Genomic DNA, 22,768 nt, shown 5'->3' on the forward strand with positions numbered 1-22,768 from the left:
CTTTTAAAAATCTTATCATGGTAACTACACCAAGTGAATTAAAAACAACAAGAAATACTCTTTTTGACTGTCTTTACAAGGATGAATACACAAAAGTCTACTTTATCCAAGAGAAAAACCTGTTAGTATGTGAAGCACTACAAGAATATATTCCAATTGAGGATTTTAAAAAAGTCTTTCATTTTATCACTTTAAACTTCTCACTGTTTGATCAAGTAGACAAGTTCCTATTCGATAAACAAAGCCTTAGAGTATTTCATCAGCCTTCAATGGAATGGTATTTTGTATTTTGGAAAAGAGAAATGTATGAAGAGTATGGATTAGTGAATCATGTGAAAATTCTTCCTCAAAATTTACCTTGGTTTGAAGCATCAGTAAAAGCAGGGAGGGCACAAATAGAGGAAAAATATAAAGACCTAGTGATCGATAAACTGAATATTGAATATGTATCTTCGATTGAAGAGATCGTTTAATACATTCTTCGTAAATAGATAAAATCCTTTTTCAAAAAATAGTTTATTTTTACCTTCCAATTGGTTCTAATTGCTATTTATGAAAAAGGATTTTTTTAGTTATTGTCAGCAAATCAGTAGCGACCTCAAAGAAGATGTTTTGTCGGAACTGTTTGCATGTTTTAGTGTGCGTTCATTGGAAAAAAATGATTTCTTTTCGCAAAAAGGAGAATATGCTCATAAGGTTGGTTTTTTGATGAATGGTGTGATACGTGCATTTTATTTGAATGAGGAGGGTAAAGAGTACAATAAACAGTTTTTTGTAGGACCATCATTGATTGGACCTTATACATCGCTTTTAACAAATACCCCCAATTTGATTCCTCAGCAAGCATTGACGGATTGTGAAATTCTTGAAGCAGAATATAGGGACATTGAAGCTTTGTATTCAAAGCATCACTCCTTAGAGAAGCTAGGAAGAAAAATTGCGGAACATTATTTTTTAGAAAAGGAAAAAAAGGAATTGGAAATGGGGTTGTTGGAAGGAGAGGAACGTTATGTAATTTTTCAAAAAGAGTTTCCCAATTTAGAACAGCAAATTCCTCAATATCATATTGCATCCTATTTAGGAATTTCTGCCACTCAATTAAGCAGAATTCGTAAGGGTATATTGAAAAGCAATTTGGATTAAAATTACATATGTAAATGTTTCACTAATCCTTGTTGGTCACTTTTGTAGTACACTAAAAATCAAAAAGTACTATGAAAACATTACCATTTTATTCTATCCTATTATTCAACTTCCTCCTTTCAAGTTGTGCGATTCATCCCAATAAATGGACGCCAACAGCAACAGAAGTTGATATTAGCACATTACAATCAACAAACCAACTTACCGATTCCAAGAAGTTATCTCTTTTAGGCTTTTCAGGAGCAGAAGATTTTGCGATGGACCAAGAAGGTAACTTGTATTGTGGAACTCATAACAGTAATGATGATTTTACAGGAGGAGCCATTCTAAAAATCGATTCTACATTGAATGTAGAAGAATATATCAAGACCAAAAAATGGGTAACAGGCATGCATTTTAATGCAAACAATGAACTGATTCTTTTGATGAATGGAGTTGGCTTATTGAAAGTCAATGCTGATCACTCTTTTGATACTTTATTGACCCAAACTCCTGATGTGAAACCAATCTTGATGGGTTCAGGGCTTGATATAGCACAAGATGGAAAAATCTATTTTAATAATCTTTCCTCACACATGGAGACTTCTAATGCTACTATTAATCGGCTTATTTTAGAAATGAAGCCAGATGGAGGAGTGTATTGTTTCGACCCCAAAACAAAGAAAACGGAAGTTATATCATCAGGAAACTATTTTGGAAATGGTCTTGTACTCAGCAAGGATGAGCAATCTATTCTAGTCTCAGAAACCTCAAAATACAGAATATTAAGATATTGGATTAAAGGTGAAAAGAAAGGACAATCGGAGGTGTTCTTAGATAATTTACCGGGTTTCCCGAACAACCTGAAACAGAGTTCGAATGGCAATTACTGGTTAGGTTTTACGACAAAAAGAAATCAACAATTGGACAATATCCACCCGAAACCTTGGATGAAGCAAATGGTTTTTGCGATGCCCGATTTTATGAAACCTAAACCTGAAAAATACGGATTAGTAATGGAAGTCTCGGATCAAGGAGAAATTATTAGAGTGTTTACAGATGAGGAAGGGAAAGTAGTAGAAGAGGCAGGGGCAATTGTTGAGAAAGATGGCTTGTTATTTCTTGGTGGAGATATTGTCAATTCAGTTTCTGTTTTTGAATTATAAATATTATTACATCATTATTAGCCTAGAAGTCAGAGACATCTTAAGATCTTTAAAGCACAAGAGACGCTGTCGCTTAATTCTTGCGCTATAAATTTGTAGAAATAGCACTGGCGCGAATGTTATGTGCTAGCATCATTCGTGCCCAATAAATCAAAAGAAATCTCCTGATTTCTAAATAACATAGGCATATTCAAATCTCAATACAAAATCATCTTAACAAAAATTAAATTTGATATTTAAGGATAAACTTTGAAATTTGAATATGCTTAAATCCGTGAAAAATATATTCTTATCATTGATATTGATTTTAGGCACTATTGGAATAGTGGGCAATGCTCATATTTGTAATGGTGTTTTAAAAGCTATCAATATGCAACCCTCACATGAGTGTTGTGCAATGAGTATGGATATGAAAATGAAATCGGATTGTTGTAAAAACAATAAGCATCATGTAAAAGTAGAAAGTCATTTTGATCAAGTCATTGATATTGTAGAGGTACCTACCTTCTCTTATCAAGAAATGATGAAGAACCTTTGGGAATCTGCTTATACATTTATCCTACCGACCACGAGCCTTGAAAATGAAGTACATCCAATTCCTTCTTTTTGTGAGTCGAAATCCCCTCCAAACCATAGGACCGTTCCTATCAATATTTCCTATCAAGTTATTTTAGTTTAAAGAAGCATTTTTTGTCTTACATAAGTTTTAAGACAAGTGAAATGTATTATTTTTATTACTGAGGCTTTATTAGGCCTTTCTTTAAACTAAATAGATAAAATGATTAATAAAATCGTTCGTTTCTTTCTCTATAACAGAGTAGTGACGATAGTCGTTTTATTATTGTTTGTATTGTGGGGCTTAATTCATAGTCCATTCAAAACAGCAATTAATAACTATATACCCTATGATCCAGTAGCAGTAGACGCTATTCCAGATATAGGAGATAATCAGCAGATTGTATTTACCAATTGGCCTGGTCGATCACCTCAAGATATAGAAGATCAGGTGACTTATCCATTGACTACGAGTTTGTTGGGTATACCGGGTGTGAAAAGTATCCGAAGTAACTCAATGTTTGGGTTTTCTTCCATCAATATAATTTTCAAAGATGATGTTGAATTCTATTTTGGAAGAACTAGAATCTTAGAAAAAATCAATAGCCTTCCACCTAATACACTTCCAGATGGTGTTCAACCGACTTTAGGTCCAGATGCAACCGCTGTTGGCCAAGTGTTTTGGTATACTTTAGAAGGGAGAGATGAAGAAGGAAACCCAACAGGTGGGTGGAATTTAGAGGAACTAAGATCCACTCAAGATTTCTTAGTGAAATACGCTCTTATGTCTGCTGATGGAGTGGCAGAAGTTGCATCCGTTGGTGGTTTCGTGAAGGAGTATCAAATTGATGTAGATCCCAATGCTTTGAAGGCGTATGATGTTACGCTACAGCAAGTGATGAACGCTGTCCAAAATTCAAATTTAGATGTAGGAGCACGTACCATTGAGGTCAACAGTGCAGAATATTTTGTAAGAGGAATTGGTTACATCAAAGACCTAAGTGACCTTGAAGAAAGTGTTGTGAAGGTCAATAATAATATTCCCATTCGTATAAAAGACGTAGCCAAAGTAGTTGAAGGTCCTTCAGATCGAAGAGGTATTTTGGATAAAGAAGGAGCAGAGGCAGTAGGTGGAGTTGTGACAGCTCGTTTTGGAGAAAATCCAATGCTGGTGATTGATCATGTAAAAGATAAAATCAATGCAATCCAATCCGGATTGCCTCAGAAAATACTGGAGGATGGAACGCTAAGTAAAGTCACCATTGTCCCTTTTTATGACCGCTCTACTTTGATCAAAGAAACCATTGGTACACTCAATGAGGCATTAATACAAGAGGTTTTAATCACCGTCATTGTAGTCTTGATCATGGTTTGGAACCTTAGAGCATCCGTTTTGATTTCAAGTTTATTGCCGATCTCAGTTCTGATGGTTTTTGTAGTGATGAAATATATGGGTATTGTGGCCAATATCGTTTCATTAAGTGGAATTGCTATTGCAATAGGAACCATGGTCGATATAGGTATTGTAATGTCCGAAAACTTGATTAAGCATCTTGATCATAGAAAGGGACGAAAGCTAATTCAAGTTATTTATGATGCAACAGAGGAGGTTTCCGGAGCCATTGTTACTGCAGTAGCGACTACCGTAGTTAGTTTTATTCCTGTTTTCACATTACAAGCATCAGAAGGAAAGCTTTTTACTCCCTTGGCTTATACCAAAACATTTGCATTATGTGCTTCTGTAGTGGTAGCACTGATCTTTTTACCGTCATTTGCTTATTATTTCTTCAAATCAGATCAAAAGAAAAAGGGAGCATTCCTCTTTAAAATAATTTCTCTGATGATAGGTGTTGGGTTACTTTTCATCAAGTTCACTTTAGGATTAGGTGTGGTACTCGTCACTCTGTATGCTCTTTTTGAAAAACAACTGAAAAAATACATTTCAGAATTAAATTATGATCGAATAAAAAGTGGAATTGTAGCTTTTCTTATCACCTATTTATTGGCAATGGATTGGTTGCCTCTTGGAGCTCAAGAAAGTGACTTTAAGAATTTTATTTTTGTCGCAGGATTGATCATTTTGATATTAGGAGGTTTTCAGTTCTTCATTAAAATTTACCCCAAAATCCTTTCAAAATGTTTAGATCATAAAATCACATTTTTATCGATCGTCTTCTTTATTGTCTTTTCAGGAATTTCAGCTTGGCAGGGATTTGCAACTCTATTTTCACCCATTCAAAGTGTTTTTTCTTCTATGAATATAGATGTGACCTCCTCAAGAGCTTACCAAAATATGAATAAGGCATTCCCCGGAATTGGTTCTGAATTTATGCCGTCTTTGTCAGAAGGAAGTTTTCTATTGATGCCCACAACGATGCCTAATGCAGGGGTTTCAGAGGTTAAGAAAAACCTTCAATTGATGGATATGGCCGTGAAAAGTATTCCTGAAGTGGAATCGGTTGTTGGTAAGGCAGGGAGAACACAATCACCTTTAGATCCGGCTCCATTGTCAATGTATGAGAATATTATCAATTATAAAACAGAGTACAAAGTAGACGAAAAAGGGAACCGATTAAGGTTTAAGGTGGATGAAGACGGAAAGTACCTCAAAGATGATAAAGGTAATTTAATTGAAGATCCTAATGGCCAATACTTTAGACAATGGAGAGATGAAATTCAATCTCCTGATGATATTTGGCAAGAGATTGTAAAAGTGACGCAGTTGCCTGGACTAACTTCAGCTCCTAAGTTGCAACCAATAGAAACACGACTTATTATGACTCAAACGGGTATGAGAGCTCCTATGGGGATTAAAGTTTATGGTCCAGATTTAGCTTCAATAGAGGACTTTGGAATTCAATTAGAGCAACTTTTAAAGGAAGTTCCATCTGTTAAAAAGGAAGCTGTTTTTGCTGATCGTATTGTTGGGAAACCTTATTTGGAAATCGAAATCGACCGCCAGAAAATTGCCCGTTATGGTATGAATGTCAAAGATATGCAAATGCTTTTGGAGATGGTGATTGGTGGAATGCCTTTGACGTATACCGTAGAAGGTAGAGAGCGTTTTCCTGTCCGTCTTCGCTATGCGAGAGAATACAGAGATAATCCTGATGTGTTGAAAAAGTTCCTAGTCAATGTTCCATTAGGGATTCAAGTTCCTTTGGAAGAATTTGCTGAAATAAAATATACTGCGGGTCCTCAAAGTATCAAAAGTGAAGATACATTCTTAACCGGCTATGTACTATTGGATAAACTTCCTGACTACTCAGAAGTGCAGGTAGTGGAGGAAGCGACAGCTTATATTGAAGCAAAAATTAAAAATGGTGATTTGGTCGTACCTAAAGGAGTCAGTTATAAATTCTCTGGAAATTATGAAAATCAGCTTAGAGCATCAGAAAGACTTTCTATTGTAATGCCGATCTGTTTAATGCTTATTTTCTTCATTCTTTATCTGCAATTCAAATCAGTGAAAACGACGTTGATGGTTTTTTCTGGGATAATAGTAGCTTTCAGCGGAGGCTTTTTAATGTTGTGGATGTACAGTAAACCATCGTTTCTTGATTTCACTCTTTTGGGGACAAATATGAGAGCACTGTTTGACATTGGGACAGTCAATTTAAGTGTCGCAGTTTGGGTAGGTTTTATCGCATTGTTTGGTATTGCAACCGACGATGGAGTGCTTATCGCAACTTATCTTGATCAATCCTTTTCAAAAAATGCACCTCAATCCGTACAAGAAATAAGAAAGGCAGTACTTGAAGGCGGAATGAGAAGAATTAGACCAAGTTTGATGACAACAGCCACTACATTATTGGCATTTATCCCAATTCTGACTTCTACAGGCAGAGGAGCCGATATTATGAAACCAATGGCAATCCCTGGATTTGGAGGAATGACCATTGCTCTATTGACACTCTTTGTGGTGCCAACATTATATTGTGCTGTCAAAGAAGGAGCCTTGTCAAAGTCCATTACAAATAATGAAAATCAGTAAGTATAATTTGAAATTGTAAAGAAATGAAACAACTAAAAGAAAGTATAACACTGGTTTTATTGCTGATTGCATTGACAGGAAATGCTCAAAACCCATTCTTGGATAATTACATTTCTGTTGCGTTGGAAAATAACTTTGGTGTTAAAGCTCAAAACCAGAATATTCAAGCTGTAGCCTCAGAAAAAGAGATCATAAAAGGCGAAGCCACTTCCAACTTAGACGTAATGTACGGCTATGGAGTGTCTCCAATAGAAACGAGAAATGGACCGATTGATCATAAAGTTTCAGCGGGAATAATGTTGCCTTGGTTTGGTACAAGAGCAAAGCAATACGATGTAGTGAACCACAAAGTTGAAAAAGCAGAACAGCAGAAACATCAAACAGAAAATACAGTAAAATATACAGTGAGGGCTTTGTATTTTCAAATGCTTCAGAATCAAAAAGATCTTGGATCAGCTCGATATAACTTTGAGATCTTGAAGAGTTTTGAATCAATTGCCTTAACGCAATATGAAAATGCAAAAGGTTCTTTGGTAGATGTATTAAGAGTACAGATGCAAATAGAAGAAGCGCAAAATAAGATTAATGCTTTGATTGCGGATAGTACATTATTCAATCAACAGTTTGGTTTAGTACTTAATCATCCTACGGGAAAAATAGAGTTATCAGATCAATTGATTTTTAATTCAGATTCTTCTTCATTGGGAAATAACCCTTTGTTGTTAGAATTGGAGGCCAATCAAAAAGTAGTGAATGCCGAAATTCAATCTGTAGCAAAAGAAGCATCACCAAAAATTAAAATCGCTTTAGATTATAGTATTATTGGTAACACTCAAATGCAATCTGATAATGCTGGAAATAATGCTGTAATGCCAATGGTTGGTTTGTCTATTCCTGTTTTTAATGCTAAAAAATACAACGGTAGAAAAGAACAGCTAGCACTGAACAACCAATCCATCAAATTACAGAAACAAGAATTAGAAAATGCACTTCAATCAGAATATTTGAAGGCTCAAAATCAGAGAGAAGATGCACAAAGAGATATCAACTTAATTGATCAGCAAATAGCAAAAGTGGATCAAGCGATTAAAATTCAACGTGAAATCTATACCGTTGGACAAAATACACAAGGGTCTGCCTTTATCGAATTGTTACGCTTACAAATGCAACGTTTAGAGTACCAATTCAAAATTCATAAAGCTGAACAAAGTAAAAATGATGCGCTGGCCAAAATCGATTTCCTTCAAGGTGTTTAATCATTTCAGGCATCAATAAAAAAGAAATTACAATGGAAAAATATATAAAATCTTATGGCTCATTATTACTAGTTTTTATTATCGGGTTAATGAGTGGCTGGTTGTTTTTTAGTGGAGAAGAAAGTACACATGAAGACAAACATCAACATTCGGAAGAAGAGGTGTGGACTTGCTCTATGCATCCGCAAATACGACAAAATGAACCAGGGGATTGCCCAATTTGTGGAATGGATTTGATACCAGCTTCTACATCAGATGCAGGGCAAGACTTTTCTCACATTTCTTTGTCCAAGTCAGCCGTTGCACTTGCAAACATTCAAACTACGGAGGTAATTCAATCTTCACCTGAGAAAGAATTGGTTTTACAAGGAAAGTTGGCAGTTGATGAAAGAAGAACTTATTCTCAAGCATCACATATTTCTGGTAGAATTGAGAAAAGCTTTGTAAATTATATTGGAGAAAGAGTAAGAAAAGGACAGAAGCTCGCAATAATTTATTCTCCTCAATTAGTAACGGCTCAAAGAGAATATTTTGAAGCCAAAAAAGTAAAAGACACCAATCCTCAATTATTACGTGCAACCAAAGAGAAATTAAGGTTGTGGAAGTTGACCGAAAAGCAAATCAATGAAATTGATCAATCAGGAAAAGTAATGACGGAGTTTGTCATTAGAGCAGATATATCGGGGGTTATTACAAAATTGAATGTGGTGGAAGGAGACCATGTGATGGAAGGTCAAATTATGTATGATTTAGCAGATCTTTCCAGCCTTTGGGTAAAGTTTGATGCCTATGAAAGCGATTTGGCTTGGATCAAAGTAGGTGATAAGGTTACATTTTCAGTTTCCTCTTATCCTGGACAGGAGTTTAAAACCACCATTAATTTTATTGATCCGTTTATTAACCCTCAAACACGAGTGGCCTCTATCAGAGGGAACGTTATGAATAATAAAGGAACTTTGAAACCGGAAATGTTTGTGACAGGAAATTTGAAAGCCAAATTACCAACTAAAGAGGACGTAATTGTTGTTCCTAAATCCGCTGTATTATGGACAGGTCCAAGGTCTATTATTTATGTGAAGGTTGAGAACCAAGAAGAACCTACTTTTGAAATGAGAGAAGTAACGTTGGGTACAAATTTATCCAATGCTTATATCATTAAAGAAGGATTGGAAATGGGAGAACATGTAGTTACTCAAGGTACTTATACGGTAGATGCTGCCGCTCAGCTTAAGGGGAAACCAAGTATGATTGATCCAAATAAAGGAGAAATGTCAAGTGAAGAAATGCATTCTGATGGTAAATCAAAATTTGAAGAAGGTGTTTCATCTGTATTTCAGTCTCAACTCCAACAAGCATTCCAAGCCTATATTTTGATGAAAGATGCTCTCGTTGCAAGTGATGATGATAAAGCAAAAGAACTTCTAGGGGATTTCTCAGAAAAATTGGATTTGGTTCAAATGAAAGAATTGAAAGGTGAGGCTCATCATTATTGGATGAAAAAATCAAAAACACTGAAAGAAGATGTGTTAGCAATGCAAAAAGCAGATAACATTGATACAAGAAGACGTTATTTAGTTTCAGTTTCTAAGTTATTGGCAGACGTAATTACACGTTTAGGGTTACCTTCCAATGAGAAAGTCTTCCTCTTATATTGCCCAATGGCAAATCATGATCAAGGTGCTTCTTGGCTTTCAACTACAAAAGATGTTCTTAATCCATATTACGGTGATATGATGTTGAAGTGTGGTGAAATGAAAAGAGAAATACAATAAAATTTGATTTGTTCTAACAAACAAGCTATTTTCGAGCCTGATGTTGTTGTGAAAACTGTTGTAATTACATTATTACTGCTTTTAACTTTATGTAATTCAAGTGGATATCCATCGATTTCTGTACTATTTTATAGAAATCGATGGGTGTAAATCACGCACATTTCAGTTTTACAAGGTCAGGTACACTAGAATTATTTATCACTTTTTTGACTTCATAACTTTAATTTTTTTTCAACGGCCAAACTTTCTTCAAATGAAAATTTTTACTCATAAAAATACTCAGAGTATACACTTTAGAGCTATGCCTGTTTCAACATGTACCTTTTATAAAGGCTTTTTTACAAGATATGATAGAACTGAAATTTTCACCTCAAGAAGTTGGAATAAAGAGGTGGGACAGTCTGTTGAACAGCAGAAATTTCCATTGTTTGATTTCTCCATCAGTATCTAAATTTTCTTATGAATATCCTATCAAACTTCTCTAAGTGGATGCTTTCTGGGCAAGATAAATACGATATGGTAGCCATAAAGAAAGCCAATTTTCTACTCGCTACACTACAGACCACTTTTATGTTATCATTTATCTATATGCTTTTTTCGAAGTATATAATGAGATATCCAACAGGTGCGGACGTTTGTATCTATTTTCTTATTGTTCATGTTATACTTATCAGTTTATTTAAATTTAAAGTGTCACCAATAATCATTGGTAATGCGTATTCATTTCTTACGTTATCTGGTTTCTTGGTGGTTGCATTTACAACCGGTGGGGTGTCATCCCCAATCATCGCATGGTTACTTTGTACAATAGTTTCGGCTTATTGGTATGCCAATAAATTGTCAGGTATTATATGGTCCATTTTTACAATTAGTGCAGTAACGATTTTATTTTTATTTGAATTTTTTGGGATACAGCTTAAAAATGAAATTCCTGAAGATCTTTATTATGTATTCTCTGGTACTATGTATCTGGGCATATTAGGCTATTATCTTATTGTTATTGTAACGTATGAGAAATGGCAGAAGGAAGCGAAGATTAAATTAAAAAAACAGAATGATGAACTGACGGTCACATATGAGGAACTAACTCAGCAGACGGATGAAATTATGGCACAAAGGGAGATGCTTCATGAGCATACTCAAAAATTAGAGAAGGTGAATAGTCAATTGAATTCAAGTATCAATTATGCAAGCAAGATTCAGCGAAGCTTGATGGAACCTGAGAAAAATATTCAAAATGCATTTAATGATGCCTTTATCATTTGGGAGCCAAGGGATATAGTGGGGGGAGACTTCTATTGGTATAGTGAAATTGATGAAAATAGAAAGGCTATAGCGGTTATTGATTGTACAGGACATGGTGTTCCTGCTGCATTTATGACAATTATGGCCAATGATTTATTGCATCAAGCAGTGAACATCTCAAGAATTTATGAGCCAAAAGCGATCTTACAATATTTAGATCAGGAAATACGCATGCAAACCAGCAAAGGACAGACCTCAGTAGAGGATGGTATGGATATGTCAATTATAGTTGTAGATACAGACACAAAGACATTGACCTTTGCAGGTGCTAAACAAACGATGTATGCTTACCTGGGAGAAAAATTTAAAGTCATAAAAGGAGGGAAATCAGCAATTGGAGGACATGTACTTCATGAAAAGAATTTTGAGCAGACCACAATGCCTTATGCTATTGGAGATGTAGTTTATGTCCAAACGGATGGTTTTCAGGATCAGTTTGGTGGAAAGGATTTTAAAAAGTATTTAAAGAAAAGATATAGAGAATTGTTGCAACAGCAATATCAAATAGAGATGTCTCTTCAGAAAGAAATATTATTAGATGAATTCAGTTTTTGGAGAGGTAAATATCAACAAACAGATGATATTCTGATCGTTGGAATAAAATTATGATCTAAAGTATTTAGGGTTATTTTCTTGAAAAGGAAATAACCCTTTTTCGTGACAAAGATCTTATACACAATCACAAAAATTCCATACAAACAAAAATCATCAACCACCTTATATTTGTAGTATACTAATCGAAAAAAAGATGAGAGAGTTAACATTAGATACTACATTAGGTTGTAAAGCTATTCCATACAAACAAAAATCATCAACCACCTTATATTTGTAGTATACTAATCGAAAAAAAGATGAGAGAGTTAACATTAGATACTACATTAGGTTGTAAAGCTTGTGAAGCAAAAGTTCAACCTCTTTTAGATAAAGATCCCAGAGTGATTGAATGGGAGGTAATAGATGGCAATATTTTAAGAGTAGTTACCGAAGGGGCATGCCAAAAATGTGTCAATAAAATTATTGGAGAAGCAGGGTATGAAGTAAAAGAACAATTGTCAGCTAAAGATGTGGATGCAAGTCAGTTTGCATTTAAGATAACACATGAAATCCCTAAGATGGAATATGACATTCCTGAATTTTCATCAGATGATGCAGGCAAGTATTATTGCCCTATGATGTGTGAAGGGGATGATAAATTGTATGATAATGCAGGAGATTGCCCTGTTTGTGGTATGCCTTTAGAAAAAATACCTGAGGCTAAACCTGCTGTGCAATACGCTTGTCCAGATCACCCTGATGAATTACACGATGCTCCAGGAGATTGTCCAATCTGTGAAACAACTTTGGAGCCTGTAATTCCTGAAGTAGAAGAGGAGAAAAATGAAGCTTATGAGGATATGAAAAAGAGATTTCAATGGAGTCTTCTTTTTACAATTCCAGTGGTTTGTATAGCTATGCTTGGACATATATTCCCACCAATAAATCATGCTATGTTAAATATAATGTCTCAAACAGCATGGAATTGGATACAATTTTTATTAACCATTCCAATGGTATTTTATACAGGTTCAATTTTCTTAAAAAGAGCATGGTCTTCTATTGTGACTAGAAATCTTAATATGTGGACGCTTATTGGTATTGGAACTGTAGTCGCTTTTACTTTTAGTGTGATAGCACTTTTATTTCCTGACTTATTTCCAGATCAATTTAAAGAAAATGGAGCAGTCCATGTTTATTTTGAAGCCACAAGCAGTATTTTACTTTTAGTAATGGTTGGTCAATTGATGGAACTAAGAGCACATGCACAAACCAATTCGGCACTAAAAGCACTTTTACAATGGGCTCCATCAACGGCAACTATTATTAGAAACGGTAAAGAATTTAAAGTGGCCATTGAACATATTGAAAAAGGGGATAGTGTCAAAGTGAAACCAGGAGAGAAAATTCCAGTCGACGGAGTAGTGATAGAAGGAAAAGGTACTGTAGATCAATCAATGATTACAGGAGAACCAATTCCGGTAGATATTGCTGTAAATGATAAAGTGACAAGCGGGTCTATCAGTACAAATGGGTCATTCCTTTTAAGAGCAGAAAAAGTTGGAGGAGAAACACTTCTTGCCAAAGTAATTAGTATGGTGAATGATGCTGGAAGATCAAGGGCTCCAATTCAAAAAATAGCGGATCAGATATCTACTTATTTTGTACCTATTGTTGTAAGTGTAGCCATAGTAACTTTTCTAATCTGGATGTTCCTGTACAATGGAGAGAATGCGGCAACTTATGCTTTGGTGAATGCTGTGGCAGTTTTACTTATAGCTTGCCCTTGTGCATTAGGTTTGGCAACGCCAATGTCAATCATGGTAGGAACTGGTAAAGGAGCTCAATATGGAATTCTGATTAAAGATGCAGAAGCTTTACAAGGTTTTAGTAAAGTAGATGTTTTGATGATTGATAAAACTGGAACGTTGACAGAAGGTAAACCCAACGTCAAAGAAGTAATCACATTTAGCTCATCCTCTTCCGAAGAGGTTCTTAGTTTGGTGGCAAGTTTAGATCAAAATAGTGACCATCCATTAGCGAAAGCAATTGTTAAAAAAGCAAAAGAGGAAAAACTGAAAGTTCACACGGTTAAAGATTATCAATATGTGATAGGTAAAGGTAGTACAGCACTCATTGGTAATGATAAGATTTCAATAGGGAATCATACATTAATGTCCTTTGATACTTTGAACCAAGATGATTTGAATAAAATCAAAGCTTATCAAAAAGAAGGAGCTACAATTGTTTATGTTTCCAAAAATGAGACAGTCATAGGTGGAGTTGTGATTCATGATCCTATTAAAACAGAAGCATCACAACAGGTAAAAGCTTTACAAAAAGAAGGAATTGAAGTAATCATGCTGACGGGTGATAATGATATCACTGCAAAATATGTGGCAGATCAAGTGGGGATTGTAACTTTCAAATCAAATTGCCTTCCGGAAGACAAATTATCTCTAGTCAAAGAGTATCAAAGTAAAGGTTTGAACGTTGCAATGGCAGGGGATGGTATCAATGATGCACCAGCATTGACTCAAGCCAATATTGGTATTGCAATGGGCGATGGTACTGATATAGCTATTCAGAGTGCTGAAATAACTTTATTAAAAGGGAATCTGAGTAATTTGGTAAAGGCTAGAAAGCTAAGTGATAAAGTAATGTTAAATATAAAACAAAATTTGCTCTTTGCTTTCTTTTATAATGTACTTGGTGTTCCCGTTGCAGCTGGAGTTTTATTCCCATTCTTTGGTATTTTACTCAGTCCAATGCTCGCAACCTTGGCTATGAGTTTTAGTTCAGTGTCTGTGATATCAAACGCACTTCGACTAAAAAGAGTAAAATTGTAAAATTGCCTCTTCAATAACATTGCGTCTATCCTTTTTCATAAGGGGTAGACGTTTTTGTTTATAGGGTGTTATTTAATGAAAATTAAAAATGAAAATGTATTACATATAAATTAACATGTGTTTACGTTTTTCTTGAAGTTCTAGTAATCGTTATTATTGTTATATAACAAGGTGCATATCATAATTATTGGAATTTTTATTTTTTTTAAAACTTTGTTTTTTTTGTATGTGCAAACCCTTATAACAATCTATATAGGTGTATTATTGGCTATTTTTGATTGTTTTTATCATTGTTGTTGAATTGTTTTTTTTGTGCTTGTTTTTTCATCTTTTTTAATGAAAAAATGATAAAAATGAATCTAATTTTAAACGAAGCTAGTATAATTGAAATGTGAGAGCAGAAAAACAATTGATATTAATAATTGAATTTCTGTACGATAATAATGAGAGAGATTAAATACTAAAAACAAAACCAGATAGAGTTATTTAGCTTAGCTAAAACTAAAACTTAATCCATTATCATTTTAATTTATCTACTACTATCAAAGAAACTATCATTTTATCTATTTCTAATATCTCGAAGGGTAGTAATTACTCTTCGAGAATTAGATAAAGTATTAGTTGATTTTATTATTCAATAAAATAAGGTAGAGTATAAACATTATTTATACACTAAGCTGAACACGAATACTTACAGAAAAGGAGAGTTATTTCTCCTTTTCGAAACGATATAGAGCAAGGAACCTTTAACAACTTGGCGAAACAAAACCAATGAGATGCTAATTACTAAAACTGTACTAACACCTATATAATTTCTCATTAGTATCTAATTGAACAATGAGAGATTTAATTAGGTACAGGCTACTTTCCTGTTTAAACCTAATAATTAGCCCAAACACCCTAGGTGAGTGATCATCTAGGGTGTTTTTTTGTGCATTAAAACCTATGAATATTTAATTAATTCTAGATAACAATTGGTACACTGAATTAGATTTTTTCAACCTAAGAAGGTCTTACACAGTGTTATAAAATTTTATGTTAATGAAGAATAGCAGATGTGGATAAAAAGGCATATCAAAGTACATTTGCCTTATTACTGAATTGTTAGAATTTATTAAATATTATGTCTTTGTACTACTGATTTTTCAATAAAATCTTACATTTATCAAAATTACTACCGCGAAGACTAATAAATAATAAAATTTTTATACTACCACGATGTTTAGATTACTACTTATAACAACCACATTTTTTCATTTATTGATATTTTCAGCTTACTCCCAAAATATTACTGGAGAAGTGATAGATGAAGAAACAAAAGAATCATTGCCATTTGTGAATGTTTCTTGTAAGCAAGCTGATGCAACCATTGCAATAGTAAGCACCGATTTTGATGGGAAATTTACACTTACAGTGAAAGAAAAGGGAGATTATGAAATCCAATTTCATTACACTGGTTATAAGGTAAATAACAGGATCATCACTGTCAATGATGACTTGGATATCTCATTAGGTCAAATCTTACTGAAATCCAATATTACTGAATTGGAAGGTGTGACTGTTACTGCACAAAAAGAGTCTGTTAATATGACAGCCGATGGAATGAGTTTTAATGTTGAAGAAGGAGGAGGTGCCAATATGGAAGATATTGTCTCCGGTATGCCTTCAATTTCCATGGATGAAAACGGCGAAGTGACCTCCAATGGTGAACAAGTTGTGATCCTTGTCAACGGCGAGGAATCAAGTTTGGAAAACCCTTTGGAAGATATACCTATGCAATTGATTGAAAGGGTAGAACTTTTGAATAACCCTCCTGCTGAATATACTTCTGCAGCTACTGCCATTAATATTGTATTAAAGGAAGATGTGAAGCTTGGGAATAATGCAAAAATATATGCAGAAGGTGGCACACCAATGCAAATGAAAGCAGGTTTTAATGTTTCAAGGTCAGGAAACAAATGGTCTTCCACTTTAAATATGCGCTATATTCAAAATGAGCTTCCTTATGAAAACTCATCTGAAAGATTGAATTATGGCTCCAATCTCAGAGAGAATGAAAGTGAGTATATACAATCACTTAAGTTATTTACAGCCAATTGGTCTTCTTCTTACGCTTTTTCACCCAATGATAAATTAAGATTCAACCTTAGTTACTCTTCAAGAGAAAATATTACGGATAGTGAGGAAGAGGAATTTGTAGTAAATGTAGATAGTGATAATTTAAATCCTAGAACAAACTTCCGTTCAGCACTCAATACAAGGTTGATGACAAGGCTACAGGCTCAACTGAATTATGATAAACATTTCTTGACGGAAGGAAGAAAGTTATTGACCACTATACGATTCTCGGTTGATGATTACGATCAAGTGAACTCCAACCAAACAAATACTTTGTACGAATCTGGAGATATAACTTATAATGATGAGCGTTTAACGGAAAGAGATCGACCGAGCAAAAACTTCTTTGCTAATTTAAAATATGTTCATCCATTTAACCCAAGTAGTATTTTAACGACAGGTTTTAGAAATACTACAAAAGTACAAACTAACACTGAACGCTTCTTTAACAGATCTGAAGATGGTGAAGAAACGGATCGTGGTTTAGGATATCAAAACACAGATTACTTAAACCAGAAATTCACAGCCTATTTCCAATACAAGTATAAGTTTGTCAATGATTTAACTTTAAATGTCGGAGGTATAGCGGAGAATTCTATCATTACTTCTGATATTGTCAACCGAGAAGACAGTTTTACAACAGAGAACAATTTTTGGGTATTTAATCCAAATGCTAGTTTAAACAAGAAGTTCAATGAGAATTGGATGGGTAGAATTGCTTATTCATTTAGATTGAATACACCTCCTGAATGGATGTTAAACCCTACAATCAATGATAGTAATCCACTTTTTATTAGTTCAGGTAATCCAAATTTATCATTACAGAAGAAACAAAATTTGGTATTGGATGTAACGAATCATCAAGAGAAGTTTTCAACTAGAGGTGGAGTGTTTTTCAGAAGTACAATTGATGGAGTTGAAAGAGTGTTTGAAAACAAAGGAGATACAATTTATTCTACTTTTGATAACATAATGGATAAGTATACTGTTGGTACCAACATCTATGTGCAATATCAATTATCAAAGAAACACCGCATCATTCTTTCTGGAGACCTTTACCATGATATGTTTAATACAAGAACAGGTGATTACCCATTGACACAGACCATGTTTAATGGTAAAATGACTTACAAAGCGAATGTGTTAAATGGTTTGAGAATCAGACTGACAGGTTATTATCTATCGCAAACAATTCGTTATAATGGCACTATGACTCCAGCTTCAGGTGTTGATGCGTCGGTGTCTAAAACCATTTATGGCGGAAAAGGTAGGATATGGCTAACCGCTGTTGATATTTTCTCTACTAGAAAAATATATAGAACTAATATTTCACGTACCTTTGAATCGACAAGTGTTGTAGATTTGCCTACAACAGTTAAGTTAGGATTCTCATGGTCGTTTTTCTCCGTATGATAAATAAAATATTAACGTCTTTTACTTTATTAATTACATTTTTTGTCCTGCCAGAACATCAGGCTTACAGTCAGAATCATAAAGATACCATTCATCTTTATGATTCTGCATATAGTAAGGTTTTGGATTTAAGGCATATTCCTTTTTGGGTAGACCTGTCACAAGAGTTGTCTTATGAAGAAATTCTTGACTTAAAACCCAACTTCTCAACCTCACCCAATCAAAGTAAAGATAAGTTTAATGTAGATGGTAATTATTGGTTGCAACTGAATGTCTCAATTGATTCATTTAGTTCATATGAGTGGATTATTGAATTTTACGATCAAACCATTGATGACATTATTGTTTATATGCCCACAGTAGAGGGGGATGTAGAGAAGATCTTTATGGGTGATAGCTATGATTTTGATAAAAGAGATATTAAGCATATCAATTATGTCATTCCACTTGCCGATAACATCGATTATTCTCAACCTATATATATTAGAATTCAGTCGGCTCATAAAGTAGACATACTCTTAAATTTCACAAACGGAGATGAATTCATCAAAGAGTCCACTTTAAAGTATTTATTTTTTGGTTTATACTATGGAGCCTTCGCATTGATGGTGGTCTACAGCTTGATGCTTTTTGCTAATATTAAAGAGAAAAAATACATTTTCTATGTCATTCACCTTCTCTTTATCATGCTTTATTCTTCATCAAGAGACGGAATGGGGTTTCAGTTTATATGGCCTGAAGCACCTTGGGTTAATTCATTTTCAACACATTTGTTCATTTTTGGGATGACAATGTCATTGGTTTTTTTTATTAAGGAAATCATTACAGATGAAAATGAAAATTCATTGTATACCAAAGCAATGAATATTTTGATGTTCTCTTTGACAGGAATTTTCTTTCTGATTCTTCTGTTTTTTACAACTCAAGAAGGAGGGCTTTTATTGATCACTACCATTCTTACCCTTCTTTATTTTGTGGTAAAAGCGTATAAAGAATATAAAAAAATATCTCCTTATTTTATTTATGGTTTGATCGTGTTTTTCTTTGGTTTCTTCATTTGGTTATTAAAATGGTATGCTATTGTACCTTTTAATACTTATACAATGTATAGCCTTAGAATTTCAATATTATTGGAAATGCTCCTGTTCTCATACGGTCTTTATGACAGTTTAAGATCATTGAAAGAAAGAGAAAGAATTGCACAGAAAGAGGTGATTCAGCATCAAGTAGAAAAAGAAGAAATGCAAAATAGAGTCATTGAAGAACAAAAGAAAACAATGATTTTAAGTGAAAAGGTGAATAATGAATTGGAAGAAAAGGTACAGGAGAGAACAGCTTCACTTCAAAAAAGGGAGTCAGAACTAAGAACTCTAAATAAGGAATTACAAGATAAATCTGAGAAATTAGACAAATTGAATCGTATTCTTGATGTCAATAATTATAATTTAAAGGGGGAAATCAAGCAAGAAAGAGAAAGAAGATTTACCAATAAAAGATTAAGCCATAAAGAGTTTGAAGAGTTGTTTCCTGATCAATTATCTTGTTTGAGGTATCTTGAAAAACAAAAATGGGAAAATGGTTTTACTTGTAAGCAATGTGGAAATCATACTTACTCTGATGGGGCTAAGCAATTTTCAAAACGATGTACCAAATGCGGTTACAATGAATCGGTTACCAGTAATACAATATTCCATAGTTTGAAGTTTGAGTTAACTAAGGCTTTTTATTTGTCTTATATCATTTCTAACTTCGATGAAGAATTTAGTATTCAGCAATTGTCAGATGAGATTGGAATGTCAAGAAATACTGTTTCTAAATTTAGAGCAAAAACATTAAAAGCGAAAAATAAAGAATCAAAATTACTTCTTCCGACTTTTCTCCCAAATGAGTAGCTAACAGTTATTCCGGTAGCATTAAATCGTACCTGACGGTTTGAATTTCATCCCAAAGTTCAGTTCTGGAGAGGTTAGAAGCACTATAGCTTGGAGTGACTTCCAAAAGGCCATTTACAAAAAAATTAAATGAATAGTGTTTCCCTTTCTTGAAAATAGATTTGTCAAATGCAATTCTATAATGTCTATCAACCACTTCATCCATCACTATCTTCTTTCCATTCTCTTTTTCTAAGAAGTCTGCAAAAAGATACATGTTTCTAATTTTGAATTGTCTGGCCTCAGATCGTTGGAAATAGGTGAGGAGGTCATTGTCGCTTAATTTCCACTGGAAGACAACACTATCTTTTTGAACAGAATAACCTACAGTCTCTTCTTTATAGTTAGTTTGATAAGTGAAGTTATAATGCCTCATTCCTTTGTAATGCCCTAATTTATTTCTGGCTTCAAAAGGAGGATTAACCCAATTGTGATCATTGACTATAAACTTAAACTCACCCCAGTTATTGATATTCTCATCAATAGGCATTGAATAATAATAAAATTCCCCAACTTTTTTCATTTCAAAATATTCGCTCCACGCATTGAAACTTCCAGCCACCTGTACTTTTCCAATTAAATCAGGATCGTAGGTTTCTTGAACACCGCTGTTATTGTTGCTTAATGAATACTCTTCAGGTGCAAATACAAATGTGATACTATCTTTTGATGTCACATACCCCATTTGTTCTTTGGCTTCCATAATATACATCAGCCAAACAATGTACATTCTTCTCAAACGCTCGTCAACAAATACTGGAACGTGAGTGTTGAGTGAATTGAAATGATTGGGTGTCGCTAGATATTTTTGATTGGCAATGAAAGTAAAATCACCACTGGTCGGTAAAATTTGTTTTTTTGGAAGGGTAAGTTGCCAAGAATTTGTCTTAGGTTGATAATTCATCAAATAGGCAGGATCAATTTTATAATCATTAAAAGAGCCAAATAAATGTAATTCGTGAACATTAAGGTCTTCTTTTTTGATGAGATAGTTTTCCCAGTTGTTGAACTCAGGTGTATAAGGAGAAGTGAAAAAATCAGTTTGAGAAATATCCAAATAGTTGATGATATCTGAGTCGGTGATATGAAATACAATACTGTCGTTGATCTCATAATATCCAATTAGTTCCTTTTCCTTTTCTGTAATCAAGTAACTAATTGGGGTGTGAGTACAACTTAAGAGTATAAAAATTAATGTGATATGAATGAGGTAATTTTTCATTTAGAATTTTTGAGGATGAATTTACCCTGAGTCAGAGTTTCAAAAATATCATTTTTATTATTTCTACTAATGCTGATCAATGTATCTGCAATCACTACGCTATTTCCTTCAATGGCTTCTACAAAATGTATATTAATGATGAACGATTTTTGAATTTTCAGAAAATATGACGGAAGATTTTCTTGTACTTCTTTCAAAGTAAGTAATGTTAAGAAATTACCTTTAGTAGTGACAATGTTGACGTAATTATTTTGAGATTCAATGTATTTAATATCTTTACACCAAATTTTCTTGATCTGCAGATCAACCTTTACAAAAATAAAATCATCCAATTCTTCTTCTTTTGCTGAAGTATTGATTACCTCTTTTGCCTTGAGGCAACTTTTGTAGAAGCGATCAAATGAAATTGGTTTCAGAAGATAATCTAAGGTGTTGACCTCATAGCTTTGAATTGCAAACTCAGAGTAAGCAGTAGTGAAGACTACCATAGGAGGGTTTTTGATGGATCGAACCCAATCTATTCCAGAAAGATAGGGCATGTTAATGTCGCAAAAACATAAATCTATTGGCTGTTCGTCTAATACTTGTTGAGCTTCCATTGCACTTGCACAAATTGCTATTGTTTCCAGGAAAGGGACCTGAGAAACATAATGTGCCATTCCGTCACGAGCGAGTTCTTCGTCATCTACAATAAGACAACGGATTTTAGAATTCGATTTTTGCATAATATACACTGTTGATTAAAGAGGTAGAGAATTTATAATTATTTCCATAAATAAGCGTGAGTCTTTTCTTGATGTTGGAAAGTCCAATGCCACTGTATTTTTTGTCTTCTTCCAATTCAATATGACTTCCGTCTGTAGAATTGACAATTTCAAAACTAACAAGGTTGCTTCTCTGTTTCAAAAAAATGGAAATATAGTTCTCTTGGTCATCTTTTTGGGAAACATATTTCATAGCATTCTCTACCAAAGGCAAAAATAACAATGGAGGAATGGGATAAGCAGTGTCTTCAGTGTCGAATTCTGTAGTGATTTTTACTTTTTTACCTTTTCTATAGCCTTGTACTTTACAAAGGTGTGTGAGGTAATCAATCTCTTTCTGTATAGGAACAAAATCATGATCACATTCATACAATTGATAACGGAGCATTTCACTAAGTTTGAGTAATAATTCTTGCGCACCTTGCGGGTCTTTTAGAATTAACCAAAAAATCGTATTGATGGTATTGAAAAGGAAGTGTGGACTAATTTGAGCTTTTAAAAAACTTAATTCAGCTTTTGTTTTTTCCAGTTTTAAGCTTTGTTGTTCATTATTTTGTTTGAGGTATTCAAAAACAATTTCAATACAAATACCAATGAAGTATGGAATTAATACTGCTTGTAAGTTTGCGGCATTAAGAAATGGTCCTTTATATTCTTCAAGAAAATAGCTTATTCTGTATTCCCAAGTGATTTGACTATAGGTATACATGATGAGTATAAAACCCAAGGAAAGTACGATAAATGCAAGAATACTACTTTTTTTGATG

General features: G+C 33.9%; 15 protein-coding genes. 12 read left to right on the forward strand and 3 right to left on the reverse strand.

Going from position 1 to position 22,768, the window contains the following annotated elements; all coding sequences use genetic code 11:
* Positions 1-17 precede the first annotated feature (17 nt).
* The 12 genes from AVL50_RS19850 to AVL50_RS19900 all read left to right on the forward strand — a co-directional run bounded on the left by AVL50_RS19850 (position 18) and on the right by AVL50_RS19900 (position 19,976).
* The gene (locus tag AVL50_RS19850; RefSeq protein ID WP_063850802.1) at positions 18-473 is read left to right on the forward strand and encodes a hypothetical protein; all 456 of its coding nucleotides are present in this window, start codon (positions 18-20) and stop codon (positions 471-473) included.
* 79 nt (positions 474-552) lie between these two features.
* Complete coding sequence (locus tag AVL50_RS19855) at positions 553-1,143, forward strand: Crp/Fnr family transcriptional regulator (RefSeq protein WP_062618227.1); 591 nt, start codon at positions 553-555, stop codon at positions 1,141-1,143.
* 71 nt (positions 1,144-1,214) lie between these two features.
* Positions 1,215-2,288, forward strand: a complete 1,074-nt coding sequence (locus tag AVL50_RS19860; RefSeq protein WP_062618228.1) for an SMP-30/gluconolactonase/LRE family protein — start codon at positions 1,215-1,217, stop codon at positions 2,286-2,288.
* A gap of 274 nt (positions 2,289-2,562) precedes the next feature.
* On the forward strand, positions 2,563-2,967 hold the full coding sequence (locus AVL50_RS19865; RefSeq protein WP_157491456.1) for a hypothetical protein: 405 nt from the start codon (positions 2,563-2,565) through the stop codon (positions 2,965-2,967).
* A gap of 99 nt (positions 2,968-3,066) precedes the next feature.
* Complete coding sequence (locus AVL50_RS19870) at positions 3,067-6,837, forward strand: efflux RND transporter permease subunit (protein ID WP_062618230.1); 3,771 nt, start codon at positions 3,067-3,069, stop codon at positions 6,835-6,837.
* Between the two features lie 23 nt (positions 6,838-6,860).
* The gene (locus tag AVL50_RS19875) at positions 6,861-8,093 is read left to right on the forward strand and encodes a TolC family protein (RefSeq protein WP_062618231.1); all 1,233 of its coding nucleotides are present in this window, start codon (positions 6,861-6,863) and stop codon (positions 8,091-8,093) included.
* A gap of 32 nt (positions 8,094-8,125) precedes the next feature.
* Positions 8,126-9,865, forward strand: a complete 1,740-nt coding sequence (locus AVL50_RS19880) for an efflux RND transporter periplasmic adaptor subunit (protein WP_062618232.1) — start codon at positions 8,126-8,128, stop codon at positions 9,863-9,865.
* Between the two features lie 253 nt (positions 9,866-10,118).
* Positions 10,119-10,316 carry a hypothetical protein gene (locus tag AVL50_RS33080; RefSeq protein WP_157491457.1) on the forward strand — a complete coding sequence of 66 codons (198 nt, stop codon included), beginning with the start codon at positions 10,119-10,121 and terminating at the stop codon, positions 10,314-10,316.
* A gap of 8 nt (positions 10,317-10,324) precedes the next feature.
* The gene (locus tag AVL50_RS19885) at positions 10,325-11,779 is read left to right on the forward strand and encodes a PP2C family protein-serine/threonine phosphatase (RefSeq protein WP_082795930.1); all 1,455 of its coding nucleotides are present in this window, start codon (positions 10,325-10,327) and stop codon (positions 11,777-11,779) included.
* 242 nt (positions 11,780-12,021) lie between these two features.
* Positions 12,022-14,553 carry a copper-translocating P-type ATPase gene (locus AVL50_RS19890; protein ID WP_062618234.1) on the forward strand — a complete coding sequence of 844 codons (2,532 nt, stop codon included), beginning with the start codon at positions 12,022-12,024 and terminating at the stop codon, positions 14,551-14,553.
* A gap of 1,218 nt (positions 14,554-15,771) precedes the next feature.
* Positions 15,772-18,084 carry an outer membrane beta-barrel family protein gene (locus AVL50_RS19895; RefSeq protein WP_082795931.1) on the forward strand — a complete coding sequence of 771 codons (2,313 nt, stop codon included), beginning with the start codon at positions 15,772-15,774 and terminating at the stop codon, positions 18,082-18,084.
* Complete coding sequence (locus AVL50_RS19900; RefSeq protein ID WP_062618236.1) at positions 18,081-19,976, forward strand: 7TM diverse intracellular signaling domain-containing protein; 1,896 nt, start codon at positions 18,081-18,083, stop codon at positions 19,974-19,976. Before AVL50_RS19895 ends, AVL50_RS19900 begins: the two co-directional genes overlap by 4 nt.
* A 7-nt stretch (positions 19,977-19,983) precedes the next feature.
* On the opposite strand, the gene AVL50_RS19905 is transcribed toward AVL50_RS19900, so the two are convergent.
* The 3 genes from AVL50_RS19905 to AVL50_RS19915 are packed head-to-tail and all read right to left on the reverse strand — an operon-like array spanning position 19,984 to position 22,710.
* Complete coding sequence (locus AVL50_RS19905) at positions 19,984-21,237, reverse strand: hypothetical protein (protein ID WP_157491458.1); 1,254 nt, start codon at positions 21,235-21,237, stop codon at positions 19,984-19,986.
* A complete protein-coding gene (locus AVL50_RS19910; protein ID WP_062618238.1) occupies positions 21,234-21,962 on the reverse strand; it encodes a LytTR family DNA-binding domain-containing protein in 729 nt (242 codons plus the stop codon). Before AVL50_RS19910 ends, AVL50_RS19905 begins: the two co-directional genes overlap by 4 nt.
* Positions 21,943-22,710: a sensor histidine kinase gene (locus tag AVL50_RS19915; protein ID WP_172826889.1), complete on the reverse strand. Its 768-nt coding sequence runs from the start codon at positions 22,708-22,710 to the stop codon at positions 21,943-21,945. Before AVL50_RS19915 ends, AVL50_RS19910 begins: the two co-directional genes overlap by 20 nt.
* Positions 22,711-22,768 lie beyond the last annotated feature (58 nt).

It is taken from the genome of Flammeovirga sp. SJP92, assembly GCF_001583495.1.
Classification (GTDB): Bacteria; Bacteroidota; Bacteroidia; order Cytophagales; family Flammeovirgaceae; genus Flammeovirga.

What these genes read in the sequence shown, in the direction of transcription:
- AVL50_RS19850 (WP_063850802.1), top strand. Translation starts at nt 18, where the DNA reads ATGGTAACTACACCAAGTGAATTAAAAACAACAAGAAATACTCTTTTT.
- AVL50_RS19875 (WP_062618231.1), top strand. Translation starts at nt 6,861, where the DNA reads ATGAAACAACTAAAAGAAAGTATAACACTGGTTTTATTGCTGATTGCA.
- AVL50_RS19900 (WP_062618236.1), top strand. Translation starts at nt 18,081, where the DNA reads ATGATAAATAAAATATTAACGTCTTTTACTTTATTAATTACATTTTTT.
- AVL50_RS19905 (WP_157491458.1), bottom strand. Translation starts at nt 21,237, where the DNA reads ATGAAAAATTACCTCATTCATATCACATTAATTTTTATACTCTTAAGT.
- AVL50_RS19870 (WP_062618230.1), top strand. Translation starts at nt 3,067, where the DNA reads ATGATTAATAAAATCGTTCGTTTCTTTCTCTATAACAGAGTAGTGACG.
- AVL50_RS33080 (WP_157491457.1), top strand. Translation starts at nt 10,119, where the DNA reads ATGAAAATTTTTACTCATAAAAATACTCAGAGTATACACTTTAGAGCT.
- AVL50_RS19910 (WP_062618238.1), bottom strand. Translation starts at nt 21,962, where the DNA reads ATGCAAAAATCGAATTCTAAAATCCGTTGTCTTATTGTAGATGACGAA.
- AVL50_RS19895 (WP_082795931.1), top strand. Translation starts at nt 15,772, where the DNA reads ATGTTTAGATTACTACTTATAACAACCACATTTTTTCATTTATTGATA.
- AVL50_RS19915 (WP_172826889.1), bottom strand. Translation starts at nt 22,710, where the DNA reads ATGTATACCTATAGTCAAATCACTTGGGAATACAGAATAAGCTATTTT.
- AVL50_RS19860 (WP_062618228.1), top strand. Translation starts at nt 1,215, where the DNA reads ATGAAAACATTACCATTTTATTCTATCCTATTATTCAACTTCCTCCTT.
- AVL50_RS19890 (WP_062618234.1), top strand. Translation starts at nt 12,022, where the DNA reads ATGAGAGAGTTAACATTAGATACTACATTAGGTTGTAAAGCTTGTGAA.
- AVL50_RS19885 (WP_082795930.1), top strand. Translation starts at nt 10,325, where the DNA reads ATGAATATCCTATCAAACTTCTCTAAGTGGATGCTTTCTGGGCAAGAT.
- AVL50_RS19880 (WP_062618232.1), top strand. Translation starts at nt 8,126, where the DNA reads ATGGAAAAATATATAAAATCTTATGGCTCATTATTACTAGTTTTTATT.
- AVL50_RS19855 (WP_062618227.1), top strand. Translation starts at nt 553, where the DNA reads ATGAAAAAGGATTTTTTTAGTTATTGTCAGCAAATCAGTAGCGACCTC.